A 16,128-nucleotide genomic window follows, 5' to 3' on the forward strand; every position below is an offset into this window, starting at 1 on the left:
GCGGTCGCTCTACCGCTTCGCGTCCGCCTGCTCCGTGCCGGTACACGAGATCAACATCGTGTAGGCGCGGGCGTTCGCGGCGATGTCGGCGGCTTTCTGCTCGCCCTTTGGTTCCCCAGTCCGATAAGGCACCACGGAATTGTCGAGGAAGTCGCGCAGCGCGCCGGTCTTGATGGCGAAGTTGATGTTCTCGGTCAACTGCCCGGTCTCTTTGATCATCCTGAGCGCGTTGAGCTTGGCAACGACGACGCCTGCGACTTGACCGGACATGTCGAACAAGGGGCCTCCACTATTCCCCGCCTGAATCGCGGCGCTGATCTGCAGGCGTCCCGTGTGATTGCGGAAGCCGCTGAGCGAGCTGACGATGCCCGTGGTCACGGTCAGGTCGGAGGAAAGATAGCCGTGCAGCGGGAAGCCGATGGCCACCACGGAATCGCCGGAGTGCATCGAGCGGTCCCGAATCCTGGCGAAGTCCTTGAATGACGCCGTCGCCGGCGCTTGCAGCAGCGCAAGATCGTTGGTCGCGTCGCTGGAGACGACGCGCAGAACCATGGCGGCCTCCCCGGCGAGATTGCCCTTGATCTCGCCGGTGCAGCTATCGATCACGTGACTGTTGGTGACGATATGTCCGTTGGGACTCACCACGAAACCAGTCCCCGTGAAGGTCCCGGTCCGAGCCGGCTTGGCGGGAGGCGCGCCCTGCTTGTCGCCGGCCATTGCCGGCTTTGCCGCGCCCTTGGCGAAGTCGCCGGCCTTGTCGAGCCCGTCGGCTTTCACTCTCGTGACGCAATTGGCCAGTGCGGCGATGACCGGCCCGGTCGACGTCAGATCGAAGTTCAGAACCGTGCGGCCGGCGGTCGCCACCATCAGGCTCGCCTTCTGGAACGTCCGCACGACGTTGAGCGGCATGACGGCCGTGAGCATGTTGGACTGATACGCCGTCGCGTACAGCCTGGCCTGCTCCTGGCCATCGAAGGTCACGTCGATGGCAGCGTTCTCGCCCTTGTTGAAGTTGTAGCCGGGACTTGCAAAGGCCAGCAACCAAGTGCCGGCGGAATTCTGGCTCACGACCAGGATGACGCCGTTCGCATAGGGCGATGTGGCGGCGCAATGCGAGAAGGCGCCGGTCTCATCGTTGCTGAACGCGCCCCCGATCCAGTTACCGATCTTGAGGCTGCCAAAGGGGCCTTTCGCATCGGCGGTGCCGGCGAGAGCCAACTGTGACAACAACGCAATGATCAATGACTTAAGCCACATACTCAGCCCCCGGACGCTCTCGCGCACATCTTATCTGCCGGAACGGGCTTTGCGCAACCGGCAGTTGTTCGCCGCAAAACAGATCCGCTCGCCGCGGTTCGCGGTTGCGTTTGCTTTGCATCGCTGTATACTTTGCGCTACAAAGTAGCCGACAATCCCGGCGAGCAAGTGTGAACGAGGCTTCGGCGTTGCCAATGCGCGATCTCGACAAGGCTCTGGCCGACATCGTGGCGATCCGCAGCCAGATCGCGGCCGGCACGGCGTTCCGCGGCTACGGCCCGGCGACGATGGCCGCGACCGGTGCCGTCGCGCTCATCACGGCAGTGCTGCAATTCTGGCTGCTCGACGATCCCACGGGTGAGCCGCTCGGCTTCTTCGTCGGCTGGTTCGTCGCCGCTGCGCTGTCCGTCCTGATGATCGGGATCGAGATGCGCGCGCGCTCGCGCCGCCATCATTCGGGTCTGGCCGACGCCATGATCCACCAGGCGGTTGAGCAGTTCCTGCCCGCGGGCGTTGCCGGCGTGCTGCTCGCGGTGGTGATGTGGAAGTTCGCGGCCGAGACGTTGTGGCTGCTGCCGGGCCTGTGGCAGATCCTGGTGTCGATCGGCATTTTCGCCTCGGTCCGCTCGCTGCCGCGCCCCGTGGCGCTCGCCGGGGCCTGGTATTTCGTGTCCGGCTTTTCGGTGGTGCTGATCGCGAGCCAGACCCACACGCTGTCGCCATGGACCATGGGCCTGCCCTTCCTGATCGGGCAGTCGCTGATGGCGGCCATTCTGCATGTCGCATCGGGAGACCATGATGTCGAAGATTGACAGCGCACCCTTCTCCTACGAAGGGCTCGACCGCGTGATCCACGAGAAGGCGAGGCTCGGTCTTCTGACCTCGCTGATGGCGCATCCCAAGGGGCTGGCCTTTGCCGACCTCAAGCAGCTGTGCGGCCTCACCGACGGCAATCTCAGCCGGCACCTTGCCGTGCTCCAGGAGGCCGGCCTCGTCGACGTGACCAAGGGCTACGAGGGCAACCGTCCGCACACGACCTGCCGCCTCACCAAGACTGGGCGTCGCCGTTTCCTCGACTATCTCGCCGTGCTGGAACGCCTGGTGCGCGACGCCGCCAGGGCCGCCGGCCGCGAGGCGCCGGCGCTCGGCCGCCTCGGCATCGTCTCGACCTGATCCTTCCCTTTTTTGACCGGAGACTTTGCAATGCAAAGTGATGCGTCCCACAGCGAGAAGCTTCATGTCGGCATCATCATGGACGGCAACGGGAGATGGGCGACACGGCGCGGCCTGTCGCGCGTGCGCGGCCACGAGGCCGGCGTCGAGACCATCCGCCGCATCGTCGAGGCCGCGCCCAAGCAGGGCATCGGTACGCTGACGCTCTACGCCTTCTCCACCGACAATTGGCGGAGACCAAAGGCCGAGGTAGCCGCATTGATGACCTTGCTGCGCTTCTATCTCGCCAACGAGGTGCAGAGCCTGGTCAAGAACGGCGTGCGCCTCACCGTGATCGGCCGCCGCGATCGCCTGCCCGAAGGCATCGCCAGCGCGATCGCGCAGGCCGAACAGGCCACCGCCGGCGGCGCCACGCTGCACTTGCGCATCGCGGTCGACTATTCCGCGCGCGATGCCATCCTCAATGCCGCGGCGAAGGCGGCAGCGCTGACCAGCCTCACCCGCGAAGCCTTCTCGCAGCTCGTTACCGGCGAGGCCGGCCTGCGCGACGTCGATCTCATCATCCGCACCTCGGGCGAGAAGCGGCTCTCGGACTTCCTGCTCTGGGAAGGCGCCTATGCCGAGCTGCACTTCACCGAACGGATGTGGCCCGAATTCGACGCCGGCGATCTCGCTGCGGCGCTGGCCTCCTTTCACGGCCGCGAGCGCCGCTTCGGCGGCCTTCAGGCGATCCTGCCGGAGGAGGTGCCGTCTCTCTCTCGTGTGTGACGCGCGGCAGATGAAGGCGAGCAGTTCGATCTCAGCAGCATGATTGGCGGCAGCGCTATCCGCGGGGCTGGACTGCATCGCGGATTTCTGATGTCGTGACGGCCCTCAACCGCTCGTGTCCGCATGCCCTCCTTCAAGACCATTCGCGCCCGTGCCGAGAAACGCAAGGGCGGGCCCAAGGCCCTGGAAAAGCTGATGCCGGGAAAGCCCGACTTGAAGCGTCTGGCCAAGCTCGGCGACGATCGCATCCTGGCGGAGATGACCAAGCGTGTGTTCTGCGCCGGTTTCGCCTGGAGCGTAATCGATTCGAAATGGGATGGCTTTGAAGAGGCCTTCCTGCATTTCCAGCCGGCCAAGCTCAGCTTCCAGCCGGAAGACTATTGGGAGGGCCTGTTGCGCGACGCGCGTATCGTGCGCAACGGAGCCAAGATCATGTCGGTGCGCGACAACGCCGCGTTCGTCCAGGAGATCGCGAAGGAGCATGGCAGCTTCGGCAAGTTTCTGGCGAAATGGCCGTCGTCCAACCAGATCGGCCTGCTCGATCTCCTGACCAGGCGTGGCAGCCGTCTCGGCGGCAACACCGGCCAGATGCTGCTGCGCTTCGTCGGCTGGGACGGCTTTGTGACGTCCAAGGACGTTGTCGTCTGCCTGCGCGATGGCGGTCTCGACATTGCAGAAGAGGTCAAGTCGAAGGGCGATCTCGCCAAGGTGCAGGCGCAATTCAACGCCTGGGCCGAGGAAACCGGCCTGCCCTACACTTATCTCTCGCGCATCTGCGCGCTGTCGGTGGGCGAGAACCGCAGCGAATAATCTGTGAGCCTAGCTCAGCCGGCAGATCGTGTGCATCCTGTGGCGATCTCGTGCCGTGAGCGCGGCAGATGCGAACGCGCGATCACAAAATGCATTTCGCCGGAACATTTGTCTGCAGCACCTGTTCGGGCTTGAGCCAGGCGGACAAAGGGTGCAGGGAACGCGCGCTCCCGCCCGGGCCAATGAAACCGGACACAGAACGGAGCAGCTCATGAAGCTCACATCCGAACAGGTGAAGCAGACCGTCAACCAGCTCGGCGCCCAGGTGCTGCCCGACGAACATCCCGCCATGCCGCAGCTCAACAGCATGTTCGGCGAGCACACCTTCTTCGTCGACGAAATGGGCCTCAAGGTGCTCGAGCCCACTGCGTCGCCCGGCGCCGATCGCCAGAGCGGTGAAGTCGTCAGCCTCGCCGATTGGGGCGATTCCGACCTGACCCGCCTGATGGCGCACGAGCCCGAGCCGACCGGCGTGATCGTGGTGTTCGAGCATATGCGGCATTGAGTGTGACGCGGGTGCTGCCCTAGGCTTGCTCCGCCTCTCCCGCTTGCCGGAGAGGCGGTCGGGCTTGCCGAGCGCGGCGGGTGAGGGCTCTCGCCACATAGAGACGTCCTCAGCTGTTCTCGATCACCTTGCGTTTCCGGCGAGCGGCCTCGCTCAAATGCCGAGCGTCAGCTGCGGCTCCGCGTCCTCGCCGGCCTGGAGGGCGGACAGCGAGACACCCAGCAGCCTGACGCGCTTTCCCAGCGGCATCTCGGCCTCGAGCAGGCCGCAGGCCAGCCGCTCCAGATCGTCCCGGCCCCTGACCGCGGCCAGGACGGACCTGCTGCGCGTGATGATCTCGAAGTCGGCGAACTTGATCTTCAGTGTGACGGTGCGGCCGCGATTGCCGGTCGCCTCGCAATGGCGCCAGACCTTGTCGACGAGAGGTCTGAGCTCGGCGGCCAGCGCGTCATATTCGGCCAGATCAGTCGAGAACGTGTTCTCCGCGCCGATGGACTTGCGAATCCGGTTGGCCCGAACCGGCCGTTCGTCGACGCCGCGCGAGATCCAGTAATAATAGGCGCCCGACTTGCCGAAATTCGCATTCATGAACTCCAGCGTCTGGTTGCGGATGTCGAGGCCGGTGAACAGGCCGAGCGAATTCATCTTCGCGGCAGTCGCCGGCCCGATGCCGTGAAACTTGCCGACCGGCAGCGCTTCGACGAAGGCCGGTCCCATCTCCGGCGCGATCACGAACTGACCGTTGGGCTTGCGATGATCGGAGGCGAGCTTGGCGAGAAACTTGTTGTAGGAGATGCCGGCCGACGCGTTAAGGCCGGTTTCGGCCTTGATCTTCTCGCGGATCCGCAGCGCGATGTCCCGCGCCAGCGGGATGCCTTGCCGATTTTCCGTCACGTCGAGATAGGCTTCGTCGAGCGACAACGGTTCGATGATCGGCGTGTGCTCGGCGAAGATGTCGCGGATCTGCCTGGAGATCGCCTTGTAGACCTCGAAGCGCGGCCTGACGAAGATCAGGTCGGGACATTGCCGCTTCGCCGTCACCGACGGCATGGCGGAGCGAACGCCGAACTTGCGCGCCTCGTAGCTGGCGGCCGCGACGACGCCGCGCTCCGCCGAGCCTCCGACCGCAACCGGCTGTCCGCGCAGCTGCGGATTGTCGCGCTGTTCCACCGACGCATAGAAAGCATCCATGTCGATATGGATGATCTTGCGCACTGGCGATGCGTTACCGGTGACCGGGTCGGAATCGTTCATGGAAAGATGATACAGTCGGGCAAAGCGAAGCGCGAGGTGACGGATGTTTCAGTTGGTGCTGTTCGTGGCGGGCGTGGTCGGCATCGGCTGGCTGATCGGCGCGACGAATCCGCCCGGCGAGTGGTATGCGGGCCTTGCCAAGCCGGGCTTCGTGCCGCCGAACTGGGCGTTCCCGCTGGCCTGGACGATCCTCTACACGCTCATCGCCATTGCGGGATGGCGGACCTTTCGCCGCGAACCCCGGGGCAAAGCGATGCTGGCCTGGGCCGCGCAGATGGCGCTGAACTTTGCATGGTCTCCGGTCATGTTCACGATGCACCAGATTGGCGCCGCGCTCGTCATCCTCATTGCGCTGCTCGGCGCGATCGTGACCTATATCGGCCCCGAGTTGTCACGCGACAGGCTGGCCGCCGCCTTGTTCGTGCCCTACGCGGCGTGGGTCGCATTTGCCGGCGTGCTCAATGCGGCGATCTGGCGGTTGAATTGAGACGATCGGTCTCGACCGATTCAAAAGACAATCTCAGGCATGTGAGTGGCAAGCATGGACATGCGACCCAATATGAGCCGCGGGAGGACAGCCCATGCAATACAGCTCCGAGCTCATTCAAACCATGCGTCAAGCGCTGGAGACCGTGATGGCGAGCGTGCCGTCCCATCAATCGGTGTTCGGCCTGAAAGCAGCCGTCGCCGAATACATCCTGCACGCCGCCGCTCACGGCCAGACGTCATATGACGGATTGGTGACGGCCGCGTCCGACCAGCTCCAGGCGATCATCGCGCTGCTGACGTGAGTGGCGGGACCTGAATGGCTGGCCGCTGGCGCACCCGACACGATTCGAACGTGTGACCTTTGCCTTCGGAGGGCAACGCTCTATCCAGCTGAGCTACGGGTGCAGTTGCAGGTTCATTTAGCCGATTGGCGAGGGGCGGGCAACCGCTTCTCGCGACATTGAGCGCTAGGCTGATTTGGCCGATTTGCGCCGGAAGGGGCCCGGAACCGTTGCGGCCTGCCGGCCGAGACTGGCGAACTCGGCCAGCAGCCGTTCGGCGCAGATGACGCGATTGCGCCCGAGCCGCTTGGCGACATAGAGCGCCTCGTCGGCCGCGCCCAGCAGCCGGTCGGGGCCGCCGTCGACCGCGCCGGGAATGTGGCTGGCGACGCCCACGCTGAGGGTGACGTGGTCGCCGGCGCCCGCCGCGCCGTGGGCGATCGCTAAGGCCAAGACGGCGCCGCGGATCTCCTCGGCGATGACGCAGGCACTGTCGCAATCCATGTCCGGCAGGACCAGCGCGAATTCCTCGCCGCCATAGCGGCTGGCGAGATCGAGCGGACGCACGGCATGCCGGCTGACGACGGAGGCGATCGCGCGCAGGCATTCGTCACCGGTCTGGTGGCCATGGTGGTCGTTGAACAGCTTGAAATGATCGACGTCGACGAACAGCAGCGCCAGCGGCTTTTGCGTGCGATGGGCCCGGGCCCATTCGCTCAACAGCATCTGGTCGAATGAGCGGCGGTTCGACAGGCCGGTCAGCCCGTCCTTGGTGGCGAGCTCCTTCAGCGCCATCTCGGCGCGCTTCTGGTCGGTGAGGTCGCGCAGCGCTCTCCACCACGGCGATCAGATGGCCGGCCTCGTCGTGGATCGGGCCGGCGTCGATGGCGAGATAGAGCTGGCTGCCGAGCTTCGGCATCGTGCACCAGTTCTCCGCGGAAAAGCCCAGCCCGTTATGGCCGCGCGCGCCATATTCCGAATAGAACTCCGGAAGCCGCTCCGGTTGGTCGAGTGCGACGAGATCGGCAAGGCAAGGGCGCCTGGTCTCGTAGAAGCCCTGCCAGTGCTTGTTGGTGCCGATCACTTCCGAGGCGGCGAGGCCGGTCAACCGTTCGCAGGCCCTGTTCCAGATCACGACGTGGCGCTTCGGGTCGATCACGAAGGTCGGCACCACCAGGTGCTGCATCAGCCGCACGGCATAGGAATCAGCGACGTCGGTCGTCTTGGCCGAAGACTTGGCCGAAGACTTGGCCGAAGACTTGGCCGAAGACTTGACCGAAGCTTTACGCGGCATCTTGCCCGACGGCTTCACCGGTTTTGCCATCAGGCCACCGCCGCCACCGGCAAGGCGCCGGGCAAGCCGTCACTCGGGCCGAACAGCTTGCGCACCTCGGCGGCCGGCTTCGGCGCGCTGAACAGATAGCCTTGCATCTGCGTGCAGCCGAGCGCACGCAGCATCTCGCGCTGCGCCTCGGTCTCGACGCCCTCGGCGACCGTTGTCATGCTGCTGGCCGCGGCAATGTTCACCACCGCCTGCACGATCACGGGCGAGCCGCTCGCCTCCGCGATGTCGGCGACGAAGCAGCGGTCGATCTTGATCTTGTCGAACGGGAAGCGCTTGAGATAGCTGAGCGAGGAATAACCCGTGCCGAAATCGTCGAGCGCGATGCGGACGCCGATCGAGCGGAGCTGGTGCAGGATCGAAAGCGCAGCCTCGTCGTCGCGGATCAGAACGGCCTCGGTGATCTCGAGCTCGAGCCGGCGCGGGTCGAGGCCGGAGGCGGCGAGTGCGCCTGCGATGCGGAGCGCCAGAGTGTCGCATTTGAGCTGTACCGGCGACACGTTGACTGCGACGCGGATATGCGTCGGCCAGGTCGCGGCCTCGTTGCAGGCCATGCGCAGCACCCAATCGCCGAGCTCGGTGATCAGGCCGGTGTCCTCGGCGACCGGAATGAACTCCGCCGGCGAGACCATGCCGCGCTCGGGATGTCGCCAGCGCAGCAGCGCCTCGCAGCCCGAGACCTCGCCCGAGCGCAGATCGACCAGCGGCTGATAGTGAATCTCGAAGCCGCCGTCCACCAGCGCCTGGCGCAGATCCTGCTCCATGCTCAGGCGCGCCCTGGCGCAGGCATCCATCGCCGGCTCGAAGAAGCGATGGGTGCGGCGCCCTTCGGCCTTGGCGCCGTACATCGCGAGGTCGGCGTTCTTGACGAGCTGGTCGAGATCGGTGCCGTCCTGCGGCGCCAGCGCGATCCCGATGCTCGCGTCGGTGGAGAGCTGATGGCCGAGACAATGATAGGGCTGCCGGATCGCCTGGTAGATCCGCGTCACGAAGGCCAGCACCTCGGCGGAGGACTGGATCCCGGTCTGGATCACCGCGAACTCGTCGCCGCCCAGGCGTGCGATCAGATCGCCCTCCTCGAGACAGCTGCGCAGACGGCTTGCGATCGCCTTCAACAACTCGTCGCCGACGTGATGACCGAGCGAATCGTTGATGCCCTTGAACTCGTCGACGTCGATATAGAGCAGTGCGAACTGATCCCCGCCCGCGACCTTCGCCAGCTCGCGTTCGATCTGCTCGCGGAACAACGTGCGGTTCGGCAGGTCGGTCAGCGCATCGTAATGCGCCATATGCGCGATCTTCTCGTCGGCCCGGCGCCGCTCGGTGACGTCATCGATGACGTGAATGAGATAGCGCGGCTCGCCGGCGTCGTCGTGAATGCCGATCCGGGTCGATGTGATGTAGCGCAGTCCCTTCCCCGGCATGTGCCAGGGGTGCTCGTCCTTGTACAGTCCCTTGGCCGATTGCAGCGCGTTGGTGTCGTCCTCGGTGATGCGGGCGGCGTGCGGCTCGGGGAAGATGTCGAAGGCGGTCTTGCCCATGACGTCCTGCCGCGACTGGCCGAACAGCTGCTCGGCGACGCCGTTCAGCAGGAGATATTGCCGCGTGCGAGCGTCCTTCACGGTGATCTGCGACGGGATGTGGTCGATGATCTCACGCAGGAAGGTGTGGTTGCGATCGCGCTCCTGTTCCAGGTGGCGGCGCTCGGTGATCTCTTCGATCGTGGCGACCCATCCGCCCTGGGCCAACGGGGTGTTGATGACCTGGAAGGCGCGGCCGTTGGCCAGCTGATGCGTTCTCGTGGAGACCGTGCCTTCGGCGGCCACCCGCATCACGTCGGCGCAGAACGCCTCGACGTCGCCGTCAAATGCGTCGCGCTCCTTGCGATGATACATCGCCTCGCGAATGTGGCAGCCGGGCTTGATGACGTCGTGAGAAAGACCGAACATGTCGGCATAACGGCGGTTGCAGGTGACGATGGTGCCGTTCGCATCATACAGGATCAGCCCCTGCGTCATGTTGTTCAGGGCGGTGTCGAGCCGCAGCCGCTCCGCTTCCAGCCGTTCCTGCGCCTCGCGGTTCTGCCGGTTGATCAGGCGAATGATCAGGTAGAGGATGAGCGCGATGACGGCTGCCGAAAGGGCGGCGGTGGCCACCATGAAATTGGTCTGCTGCCGCCAGTCTGCCAGCGCCGCGGCTGTCGTGTTGGTGGCGACGATGACCAGCGGGAAATGCGTCAGCGATGCCGCCGAGCCGAGCCGGTCCTCGCCGTCGACGGGGCTCTTGCCGCGCAGCGTCAGCTGACCGCCCGTGGCGAGCACCTCCTGCAACAGCGGCGCGTCCTTGAAGTTTCGCCCGATCAGTTCTTCGCGATGCGGATAGCGCGCCAGCATCTTGCCCTCGCGATCGAACAGCGAAATGGCCGTGCCCTCGGCTAGCGCGACGGATGCGAAATAGTTCCGGTAGCTGTCCGGATCGATCCGGCGGACCATCGCGCCGAGGAAGGTGCCGTCCGCGCCGTTCAAGCGGCGTGCGACGATCGTGGTCCATTTGTTGATGATGAAGCTGCGGACGGATTCCAGCAGCACCGGTTCGGACCGCGGGTTCGTCTTGAACGTCTGAAAGTAGGTCCGGGACGAAACGTTGACCTTGGGAAGCGGCTGGGCCCGCGACCAGTTGATCAGCTCGCCGTCGGCGTCGTAGATCGCGATATCGCCGAGATAGGACACCGGGCTGATCTTACCGCGCAGCATCTGGTGCGCTGCAGGCCCGGACATGCGCTCGCGGAACGTCTCCGGCGAGGTGATCTCCGCCAGGTTCATTTGCGCGATCAGATCGGCGGCGACGACGTCGGAATCCTCGAATTGCTGGTCGAAGTGCCGCGCGATCAGCTGCACCGTGTTTTCGAGCTCGCGCTCGCGATTGGACAGCGTGCGCTCGCGAAACTCGCCGACGGCCATGGCCGTCACGCCGAAGATGCCCGCGACCAGCAACATGCCGCACAGGGTCAACCACAGCACAGGACCACGCCGCATCAAGGCCTCCCAGCCGTTCCTTGCGGCTAGAGACGTTCCGGCGGCCACCGTGGAAAAGACCTGGCGCATTCCCCCTCCCTGGAGGAACACGAATACACCGCACAAATGGCCCAAACCTTAGGAAAGCCAGTTACCTAAGCATTAATCGAGTTGCGCGACCGCGTTCGTGTGCAGCCGAGCGGGAATCGCCTCGCGGTTGTGCTGCGCGCGGCAATCGCCGCGCTGCATCATGAACCGTGCGTTAATGCGAGCTGTCGGCGCTCTTGCCGCCGGCGGGATTGCGCAGCCGTCCGACCACGCCGGTCGGGAAGAAGTAGACGCTGGCGATGAACAATAGCCCGAGCCACAGCAGCCAGCGGTCGGGATGCAGCAACCCGGGCAGCAGCGGCAGGCCGGCCTCCGAGGCCGCGTTGGAGGCGACCCCCATCAGCGACTGCAGATAGTTCTGGGCGAGGATGAAGATGCTGGCGCCGATGATCGCGCCGTAGATCGTGCCCATGCCGCCGATCACGACCATCAGCAGGATGTCCAGCATGATCGAGAAGCTGAGCGAGGTATCGGGACCGGCATAGCGCAGCCACAGCGCGTTCAGGATGCCGGCGCCGGCGGCGACGAGGGCGGCGAGGCAATTGGCGTAGGTCAGGTGAAACACCGTGCGGAAGCCGAGTGCCTCGGCGCGAAAGCGGTTCTCGCGGATCGCCTGCAGCACACGCCCGAACGGCGAGTTCACGACACGGAGCAAAGCGAGGATCATCAGGGCCGAGACGGCGAACACCAGGTAGAAGGTCAGGATGCGGCCGTTGATCTCGAAGCCGAACAGGCTCTTGGAGATCAGCACGGTGCCGGGGCGCAGCAGCTCCGGCAGCTGGAAGCTGCGCCCGTCCTCGCCGCCGGTCAGCCAGGACAGCTGCGAGGCCAGCACCTGGAAGGCGGAGGCGACCGCGAGCGTGATCATGGCAAAGAAGATCGCCGCAACCCGCAGCGAGAACAGGCCGATCGCGAGCGCCAGCAGGGCGGCCAGCGGCAAGCCGGTGACGATGCCGGTTGCGACCGCGGCCCAATTCGGACCCATCCCATACAGTGCGATGGCGATGGCGTAGCTGCCGATGCCGTAAAACATGGTGTGGGCGAACGATACCGAGCCGGTATAGCCGAGCAGGAGGTCGTACGAGGCGACCAGCGCGGCGAAGACGCAGATCTTGGCCGCGACGTTCAGCGCCTTGGCTCCAGGAAACAGGAATGGCGTCGCCGCCAGCGCCAGGATGATGACGACGAGAACGAGCGTGAGGACGCGGCTACGCGGCGGATCGCCGGACAGGATCATCATCGGCTGGTCACCGCATAAAGGCCGCGCGGCCGCCACATCAGAATGGCGACCATCAGCAGGATGTTGGAGACGAGGGCGAGTTTCGGCACCAGGAAGCCGCCGTAATTGGCGACCATCGCCACCAGGATCGCGCCGATGAAGCAGCCGCCGATCGAGCCGAGGCCGCCGATGATGACGACGATGAAAATGAGCACCGTGAGGTCGTCGCTCATGGAGGCGTGGACCTGCTCGCGATAGAGCGCCCACATCACGCCGCCGAGGCCGGCGAGCGCCGATCCCGTCATGAAGACGCCGAGGAACAGGCGACGGATGCGATAGCCGAGCGCCTCCACCATCTCGCGGTTCTCGACGCCGGCGCGGATCAGAAGGCCGAGCTTGCTGCGATTGAGCACGAGCTGGATCGCAATGAAGATGCCAAGGCCGATCAGCATTGCCAGCACGCGGTACTTGGCGATCGCGACGTCGCCGATGATGAAGGAGCCGCGCAGCGAGGCCGGCAGCGGCATCGGAATGATCTGCGGTCCCCACAGCGCATAGAGCGTCTGCTCGGCGACGATGAGCCCGCCTGTTGTCATCAGGATCTGCTTCAGGTGCTGGCCGTAAACGGGGAGGATCAGCACGCGCTCGACGACGAGGCCGAGGGCGCCCGACACCGCCATCGAGAGCAGCGCCGCCGGTGCCAGCACCGCAAGGTTCATCCAGAGCGAATCGGCCTGAATGGAGGCCGCGAACGGCGCCAGCACCAGGGTCGCGACATAGGCGCCGACGGCGATGAAGGCGCCGTGGCCGAAATTGAGCACGTCCATGAGGCCGAACACCAGCGTCAGCCCGGAGGCCATGATGAAGATCATCATGCCCATCGCAAGGCTCGCCGCCGTCAGCGTCAGCCAGGAGGAGGTCGAGCCTACAAACGGGATCATGAGCAGCGCGAGCGCGACCGGCAGCAGGATCGGCGCGAGGTCGCGCTTCGGCTTCGGCAGCGGATCGTTTGCGGCAAGTTCGGTCACTGATGTGTCTCCAGGCTCAGGCCGAGCAGCCGCTCCTGCAGCGGCACGTCCGCGGCGAGCGCCGCCATCTCGCCGCGATGGACGATGGTGCCGTTGTCCATCACCAGCACGCTGTCGCCGAGCTCGCGGGCGGCGAAGAAGTTCTGCTCGACCAGCAGGATCGTCGCGCCCTTGCGCTTGATTTCTTTCAGGCACTCGATCAGCGCCATCACGATCGCGGGCGCCAGGCCCTTGGTCGGCTCGTCGATCAGGAGCAGCTGGCGCGGCTCGATGATGGCGCGGGCGATGGACAGCATCTGCTTTTGTCCGCCCGAGAGACTTCCCGCGCGCGACAGCCAGAACCGGCGCAGCGCCGGGAAGAAGCCGAAGATCCAGTCGAGCCGGCTGTCGTCGAGCGGGCCGTCGCGCGCCGCCAGCACGAGGTTCTCCTTCACCGTGAGATCGGAGAACACCGCCATGCTCTCCGGCACGTAGCCGACGCCGAGCCGCGCGATATCGGGCGTGGCGCGGCCCTCGATGCGCTCGCCACCGAGGCTGATCTCGCCGCTCGAGGCCTGCCACAGCCCCATGATGGTGCGCAGCGTCGTGGTCTTGCCGGCACCGTTGCGGCCGAGCAGCATCGTGACCTGTCCTTGCGGGACGGTGAGATCGATGCCCTGGAGGATGTGGTAGCGGCCGATATGGGTATGGACGCCGGAGAGTTTGAGCAAATCGGTCATGCGGCACTCTCTGCAGCGCTTTTGGGCGCGACGCCGAGATAGGCTTCCTGCACGATCGGCGAGGCGATCACTTCGGCCGGCGGGCCGTCGGCGACGAGCTGGCCGTTATGCAGCACGATGATGCGGTCGGCGAGCGAGCGCACCACGTCCATCTTGTGCTCGACCAGGAGGATGATCTTGCTCTTGTCCTGCTTGAGCTGCGCGATCAGGTTGAGGACGACAGGCACTTCGTCGATGCTCATGCCGGCGGTCGGCTCGTCGAACATGAAAACCTTCGGCTCGAGCGCGATCATCAGCGCGACCTCGAGCTTGCGCTGGTCGCCATGCGATAGCGCGGTCGCGGCGACGCCGCGGCGGCTGCCGAGCGCGACCTGGTCGAGGATGCCGTCTGCGCGCGCGATCAGGTCGCGGCGCACCATCCAGGGCCGCAGCATGTCGTAATGGGTGCCGTTCGCCGCCTGCACCGCCAGGCGCACGTTCTCTTCCACGGTGAGGTTCGGAAACAGATTGGTGAGCTGGAAAGCCCGCCCGAGGCCGGCGCGGGTGCGCAGCGGCGCTGAAAGCTGGGTGATGTCGGTGCCGTCGAACAGGATGCTGCCGTGCGAAGCGCGCAGCTGGCCCGAGATCAGGTTGAAATAAGTGGTCTTGCCGGCGCCGTTCGGCCCGACGATCGCGGTGAGCTCGCCCGGGCGGAACGTGCACGAGACGTTGTTGACCGCAACGTGACCGCCGAAGCGGATGGTGAGATCGCGGGTTTCGAGGGTGAGAGACATTGGAGTCCGGCGAATGATGGAACGGCGATATATCCGCGATCGCGCTGCGCTCCCTCCCCCGCTTGCGGGGGAGGGCTGGGGAGAGGGTGTGTCCGCGGGCGAGACCCCCTGAGAGGATAGAGCCCTCTCCCGGCCTCTCCCGCAAGCGGGAGAGGTGACGAAGACCTCAGCGCTTGTTCTTGACCGGAACTTGCATGTCCTCGATCTTCAGCTCGCGCACCGGCTCGAGCACGGCCCAGGCGACGTTCGGATCGACCTTCACCTTGAAGTGATACATGCTCTGCAGCGCCTGATGGTCTTCCTTGCGGAACACCATCTTGCCCTTCGGCGTGTCGAACTCCAGGCCTTCCATCGCCGTGATCAGCTTCTCGGTATCGGTCGACTTCGCCTTGGTGACGGCGGCGACGACGGACATCGCTGCGGCGAAGCCGCCCGCGGTGAAGAAGTCCGGCGGCGCGTTGAAGCGCTTCTGGTGCTCGGCGACCAGCCAGTCGTTCACCGGGTTCTTCGGGATGTCGTAGAAATAATAGGTCGCGCCTTCCATGCCGGGCAGGCCCTTATAGGCCGCGAGCGCCGGCAGGATGTTGCCGCCGGTGGAGAGCTCGATGCCGTAGCGCTTCGGGTCCATGTCCTGGAGCTTGGCCAGCGGATTGCCGGCGCCGGCCCAGATCACCCAGATCACCTTGCGGCCCGGCTTGTCCTTCAGCGCGTCGAACAGGCGCTGGCCGACCGCGGTGAAGTCGGTGGTCGATGTCGGCGCATATTCTTCGGCGGCAAGCGTGGCGCCGGTCTTGGCGAGCGCTTCCTTGAAGGCAGCGACGCCGTCGCGGCCGAACGCGTAGTCCTGCGCCAGCGTTGCGACGGTGACGCCCTGCTTGCCGATCGCGACCGCGTTGGAGATCGCGTCCTGCGAGGAGTTGCGCCCGGTGCGGAAGATGTAGCGATTCCACTTCTCGCCGGTAATCTGGTCCGCGACCGCGGGCTCGACGATCAGGATCTTCTTGTTCTCTTCGGCGACTGGGAGAATGGCGAGCGCGGCGGCGGACGAAGTCGTGCCGATCGCGATATCGACCTTGTCGTCCTGATAGGCTTCGGCGAGCGCGGCCTTAGCAAGGTCCGGCTTGCCCTGGTCGTCCTTGGTGATGATGACGATCTTGCGGCCGTCGAGCGTCATGCTGCCCTTGGTGGCGTATTCGAAACCCATCTTCAGGCCGGTTTCGGTCTGCTTGGCATAGGCCTCGAGCGGGCCGGTCTTGCCGTAGATCAGTCCGATCTTGAGATCGTCGGCCCGTGCGGCGGTGCCCGCGGCGAGCGCGAGAATGGTTGTTGTTAAGATGAGTGATCGACGCACGATGGTCCCTCCTGATGTAAAGCTTCTGGCAACAGCG

At 65.2% G+C, this 16,128-nt stretch carries 15 protein-coding genes, 1 tRNA gene and 1 pseudogene; 7 read left to right on the forward strand and 10 right to left on the reverse strand.

The window, feature by feature from the left end:
• Positions 1 to 9 precede the first annotated feature (9 nt).
• Positions 10 to 1,257, reverse strand: coding sequence for a S1C family serine protease (locus tag ACETMP_RS24775; RefSeq protein ID WP_375158220.1), 1,248 nt, complete (start codon positions 1,255 to 1,257; stop codon positions 10 to 12).
• A gap of 194 nt (positions 1,258 to 1,451) precedes the next feature.
• Between ACETMP_RS24775 and ACETMP_RS24780 the strand changes: the two genes are divergently transcribed.
• The 5 genes from ACETMP_RS24780 (at position 1,452) to ACETMP_RS24800 (ending at position 4,513) form a co-directional block, all read left to right on the forward strand.
• Positions 1,452 to 2,069, forward strand: coding sequence for a hypothetical protein (locus ACETMP_RS24780; protein ID WP_375158221.1), 618 nt, complete (start codon positions 1,452 to 1,454; stop codon positions 2,067 to 2,069).
• Entirely contained in the window at positions 2,056 to 2,430 is a 375-nt protein-coding gene (locus ACETMP_RS24785; protein ID WP_375158222.1) for a transcriptional regulator, read from the forward strand. The genes ACETMP_RS24780 and ACETMP_RS24785 overlap by 14 nt, the downstream gene beginning before the upstream one ends.
• Before the next feature lie 30 nt (positions 2,431 to 2,460).
• Entirely contained in the window at positions 2,461 to 3,198 is a 738-nt protein-coding gene (locus tag ACETMP_RS24790) for a di-trans,poly-cis-decaprenylcistransferase (protein ID WP_257178944.1), read from the forward strand.
• Between the two features lie 123 nt (positions 3,199 to 3,321).
• A complete protein-coding gene (locus tag ACETMP_RS24795) occupies positions 3,322 to 4,008 on the forward strand; it encodes a DNA-3-methyladenine glycosylase I (protein WP_375158223.1) in 687 nt (228 codons plus the stop codon).
• A gap of 211 nt (positions 4,009 to 4,219) precedes the next feature.
• A complete protein-coding gene (locus tag ACETMP_RS24800) occupies positions 4,220 to 4,513 on the forward strand; it encodes a hypothetical protein (RefSeq protein ID WP_257178941.1) in 294 nt (97 codons plus the stop codon).
• Positions 4,514 to 4,666: 153 nt separating this feature from the next.
• Here the strand turns inward: ACETMP_RS24800 and dinB are convergent, their stop codons facing one another.
• Complete coding sequence (gene dinB, locus ACETMP_RS24805) at positions 4,667 to 5,767, reverse strand: DNA polymerase IV (protein ID WP_375158224.1); 1,101 nt, start codon at positions 5,765 to 5,767, stop codon at positions 4,667 to 4,669.
• A gap of 43 nt (positions 5,768 to 5,810) precedes the next feature.
• On the opposite strand from dinB, the gene ACETMP_RS24810 reads away from it, so the two are divergent.
• Entirely contained in the window at positions 5,811 to 6,254 is a 444-nt protein-coding gene (locus tag ACETMP_RS24810; RefSeq protein WP_375158225.1) for a TspO/MBR family protein, read from the forward strand.
• A 94-nt stretch (positions 6,255 to 6,348) separates the two neighbouring features.
• Positions 6,349 to 6,558: a hypothetical protein gene (locus ACETMP_RS24815; RefSeq protein ID WP_375158226.1), complete on the forward strand. Its 210-nt coding sequence runs from the start codon at positions 6,349 to 6,351 to the stop codon at positions 6,556 to 6,558.
• A 26-nt stretch (positions 6,559 to 6,584) separates the two neighbouring features.
• Here the strand turns inward: ACETMP_RS24815 and ACETMP_RS24820 are convergent.
• The 8 genes and pseudogenes from ACETMP_RS24820 to ACETMP_RS24855 all read right to left on the reverse strand — a co-directional run bounded on the left by ACETMP_RS24820 (position 6,585) and on the right by ACETMP_RS24855 (position 16,091).
• Positions 6,585 to 6,661 (reverse strand) — tRNA-Arg (locus tag ACETMP_RS24820).
• A gap of 62 nt (positions 6,662 to 6,723) precedes the next feature.
• A pseudogene (locus tag ACETMP_RS24825) lies at positions 6,724 to 7,831 on the reverse strand (diguanylate cyclase).
• Positions 7,832 to 7,860: 29 nt separating this feature from the next.
• A complete protein-coding gene (locus ACETMP_RS24830; protein ID WP_375158227.1) occupies positions 7,861 to 10,983 on the reverse strand; it encodes an EAL domain-containing protein in 3,123 nt (1,040 codons plus the stop codon).
• 172 nt (positions 10,984 to 11,155) lie between these two features.
• Complete coding sequence (locus ACETMP_RS24835) at positions 11,156 to 12,241, reverse strand: branched-chain amino acid ABC transporter permease (RefSeq protein ID WP_375158228.1); 1,086 nt, start codon at positions 12,239 to 12,241, stop codon at positions 11,156 to 11,158.
• Positions 12,238 to 13,248, reverse strand: a complete 1,011-nt coding sequence (locus tag ACETMP_RS24840; protein WP_375158229.1) for a branched-chain amino acid ABC transporter permease — start codon at positions 13,246 to 13,248, stop codon at positions 12,238 to 12,240. Before ACETMP_RS24840 ends, ACETMP_RS24835 begins: the two co-directional genes overlap by 4 nt.
• The gene (locus ACETMP_RS24845) at positions 13,245 to 13,967 is read right to left on the reverse strand and encodes an ABC transporter ATP-binding protein (RefSeq protein WP_375158230.1); all 723 of its coding nucleotides are present in this window, start codon (positions 13,965 to 13,967) and stop codon (positions 13,245 to 13,247) included. Before ACETMP_RS24845 ends, ACETMP_RS24840 begins: the two co-directional genes overlap by 4 nt.
• The gene (locus ACETMP_RS24850; RefSeq protein WP_375158231.1) at positions 13,964 to 14,740 is read right to left on the reverse strand and encodes an ABC transporter ATP-binding protein; all 777 of its coding nucleotides are present in this window, start codon (positions 14,738 to 14,740) and stop codon (positions 13,964 to 13,966) included. The genes ACETMP_RS24845 and ACETMP_RS24850 overlap by 4 nt, the downstream gene beginning before the upstream one ends.
• 166 nt (positions 14,741 to 14,906) lie before the next feature.
• Positions 14,907 to 16,091, reverse strand: a complete 1,185-nt coding sequence (locus ACETMP_RS24855; RefSeq protein ID WP_375158232.1) for a substrate-binding domain-containing protein — start codon at positions 16,089 to 16,091, stop codon at positions 14,907 to 14,909.
• Between the last annotated feature and the right edge of the window lie 37 nt (positions 16,092 to 16,128).

This window comes from Bradyrhizobium dasycarpum, assembly GCF_042019905.1.
Classification (GTDB): domain Bacteria; phylum Pseudomonadota; class Alphaproteobacteria; order Rhizobiales; family Xanthobacteraceae; genus Bradyrhizobium; species Bradyrhizobium japonicum_B.

What these genes read in the sequence shown, in the direction of transcription:
- ACETMP_RS24780 (WP_375158221.1), top strand. Translation starts at nt 1,452, where the DNA reads ATGCGCGATCTCGACAAGGCTCTGGCCGACATCGTGGCGATCCGCAGC.
- ACETMP_RS24790 (WP_257178944.1), top strand. Translation starts at nt 2,461, where the DNA reads ATGCAAAGTGATGCGTCCCACAGCGAGAAGCTTCATGTCGGCATCATC.
- ACETMP_RS24785 (WP_375158222.1), top strand. Translation starts at nt 2,056, where the DNA reads ATGTCGAAGATTGACAGCGCACCCTTCTCCTACGAAGGGCTCGACCGC.
- ACETMP_RS24795 (WP_375158223.1), top strand. Translation starts at nt 3,322, where the DNA reads ATGCCCTCCTTCAAGACCATTCGCGCCCGTGCCGAGAAACGCAAGGGC.
- ACETMP_RS24850 (WP_375158231.1), bottom strand. Translation starts at nt 14,740, where the DNA reads ATGTCTCTCACCCTCGAAACCCGCGATCTCACCATCCGCTTCGGCGGT.
- ACETMP_RS24810 (WP_375158225.1), top strand. Translation starts at nt 5,811, where the DNA reads ATGTTTCAGTTGGTGCTGTTCGTGGCGGGCGTGGTCGGCATCGGCTGG.
- ACETMP_RS24835 (WP_375158228.1), bottom strand. Translation starts at nt 12,241, where the DNA reads ATGATGATCCTGTCCGGCGATCCGCCGCGTAGCCGCGTCCTCACGCTC.
- ACETMP_RS24800 (WP_257178941.1), top strand. Translation starts at nt 4,220, where the DNA reads ATGAAGCTCACATCCGAACAGGTGAAGCAGACCGTCAACCAGCTCGGC.
- ACETMP_RS24775 (WP_375158220.1), bottom strand. Translation starts at nt 1,257, where the DNA reads ATGTGGCTTAAGTCATTGATCATTGCGTTGTTGTCACAGTTGGCTCTC.
- ACETMP_RS24845 (WP_375158230.1), bottom strand. Translation starts at nt 13,967, where the DNA reads ATGACCGATTTGCTCAAACTCTCCGGCGTCCATACCCATATCGGCCGC.
- dinB (WP_375158224.1), bottom strand. Translation starts at nt 5,767, where the DNA reads ATGAACGATTCCGACCCGGTCACCGGTAACGCATCGCCAGTGCGCAAG.
- ACETMP_RS24830 (WP_375158227.1), bottom strand. Translation starts at nt 10,983, where the DNA reads ATGCGCCAGGTCTTTTCCACGGTGGCCGCCGGAACGTCTCTAGCCGCA.
- ACETMP_RS24815 (WP_375158226.1), top strand. Translation starts at nt 6,349, where the DNA reads ATGCAATACAGCTCCGAGCTCATTCAAACCATGCGTCAAGCGCTGGAG.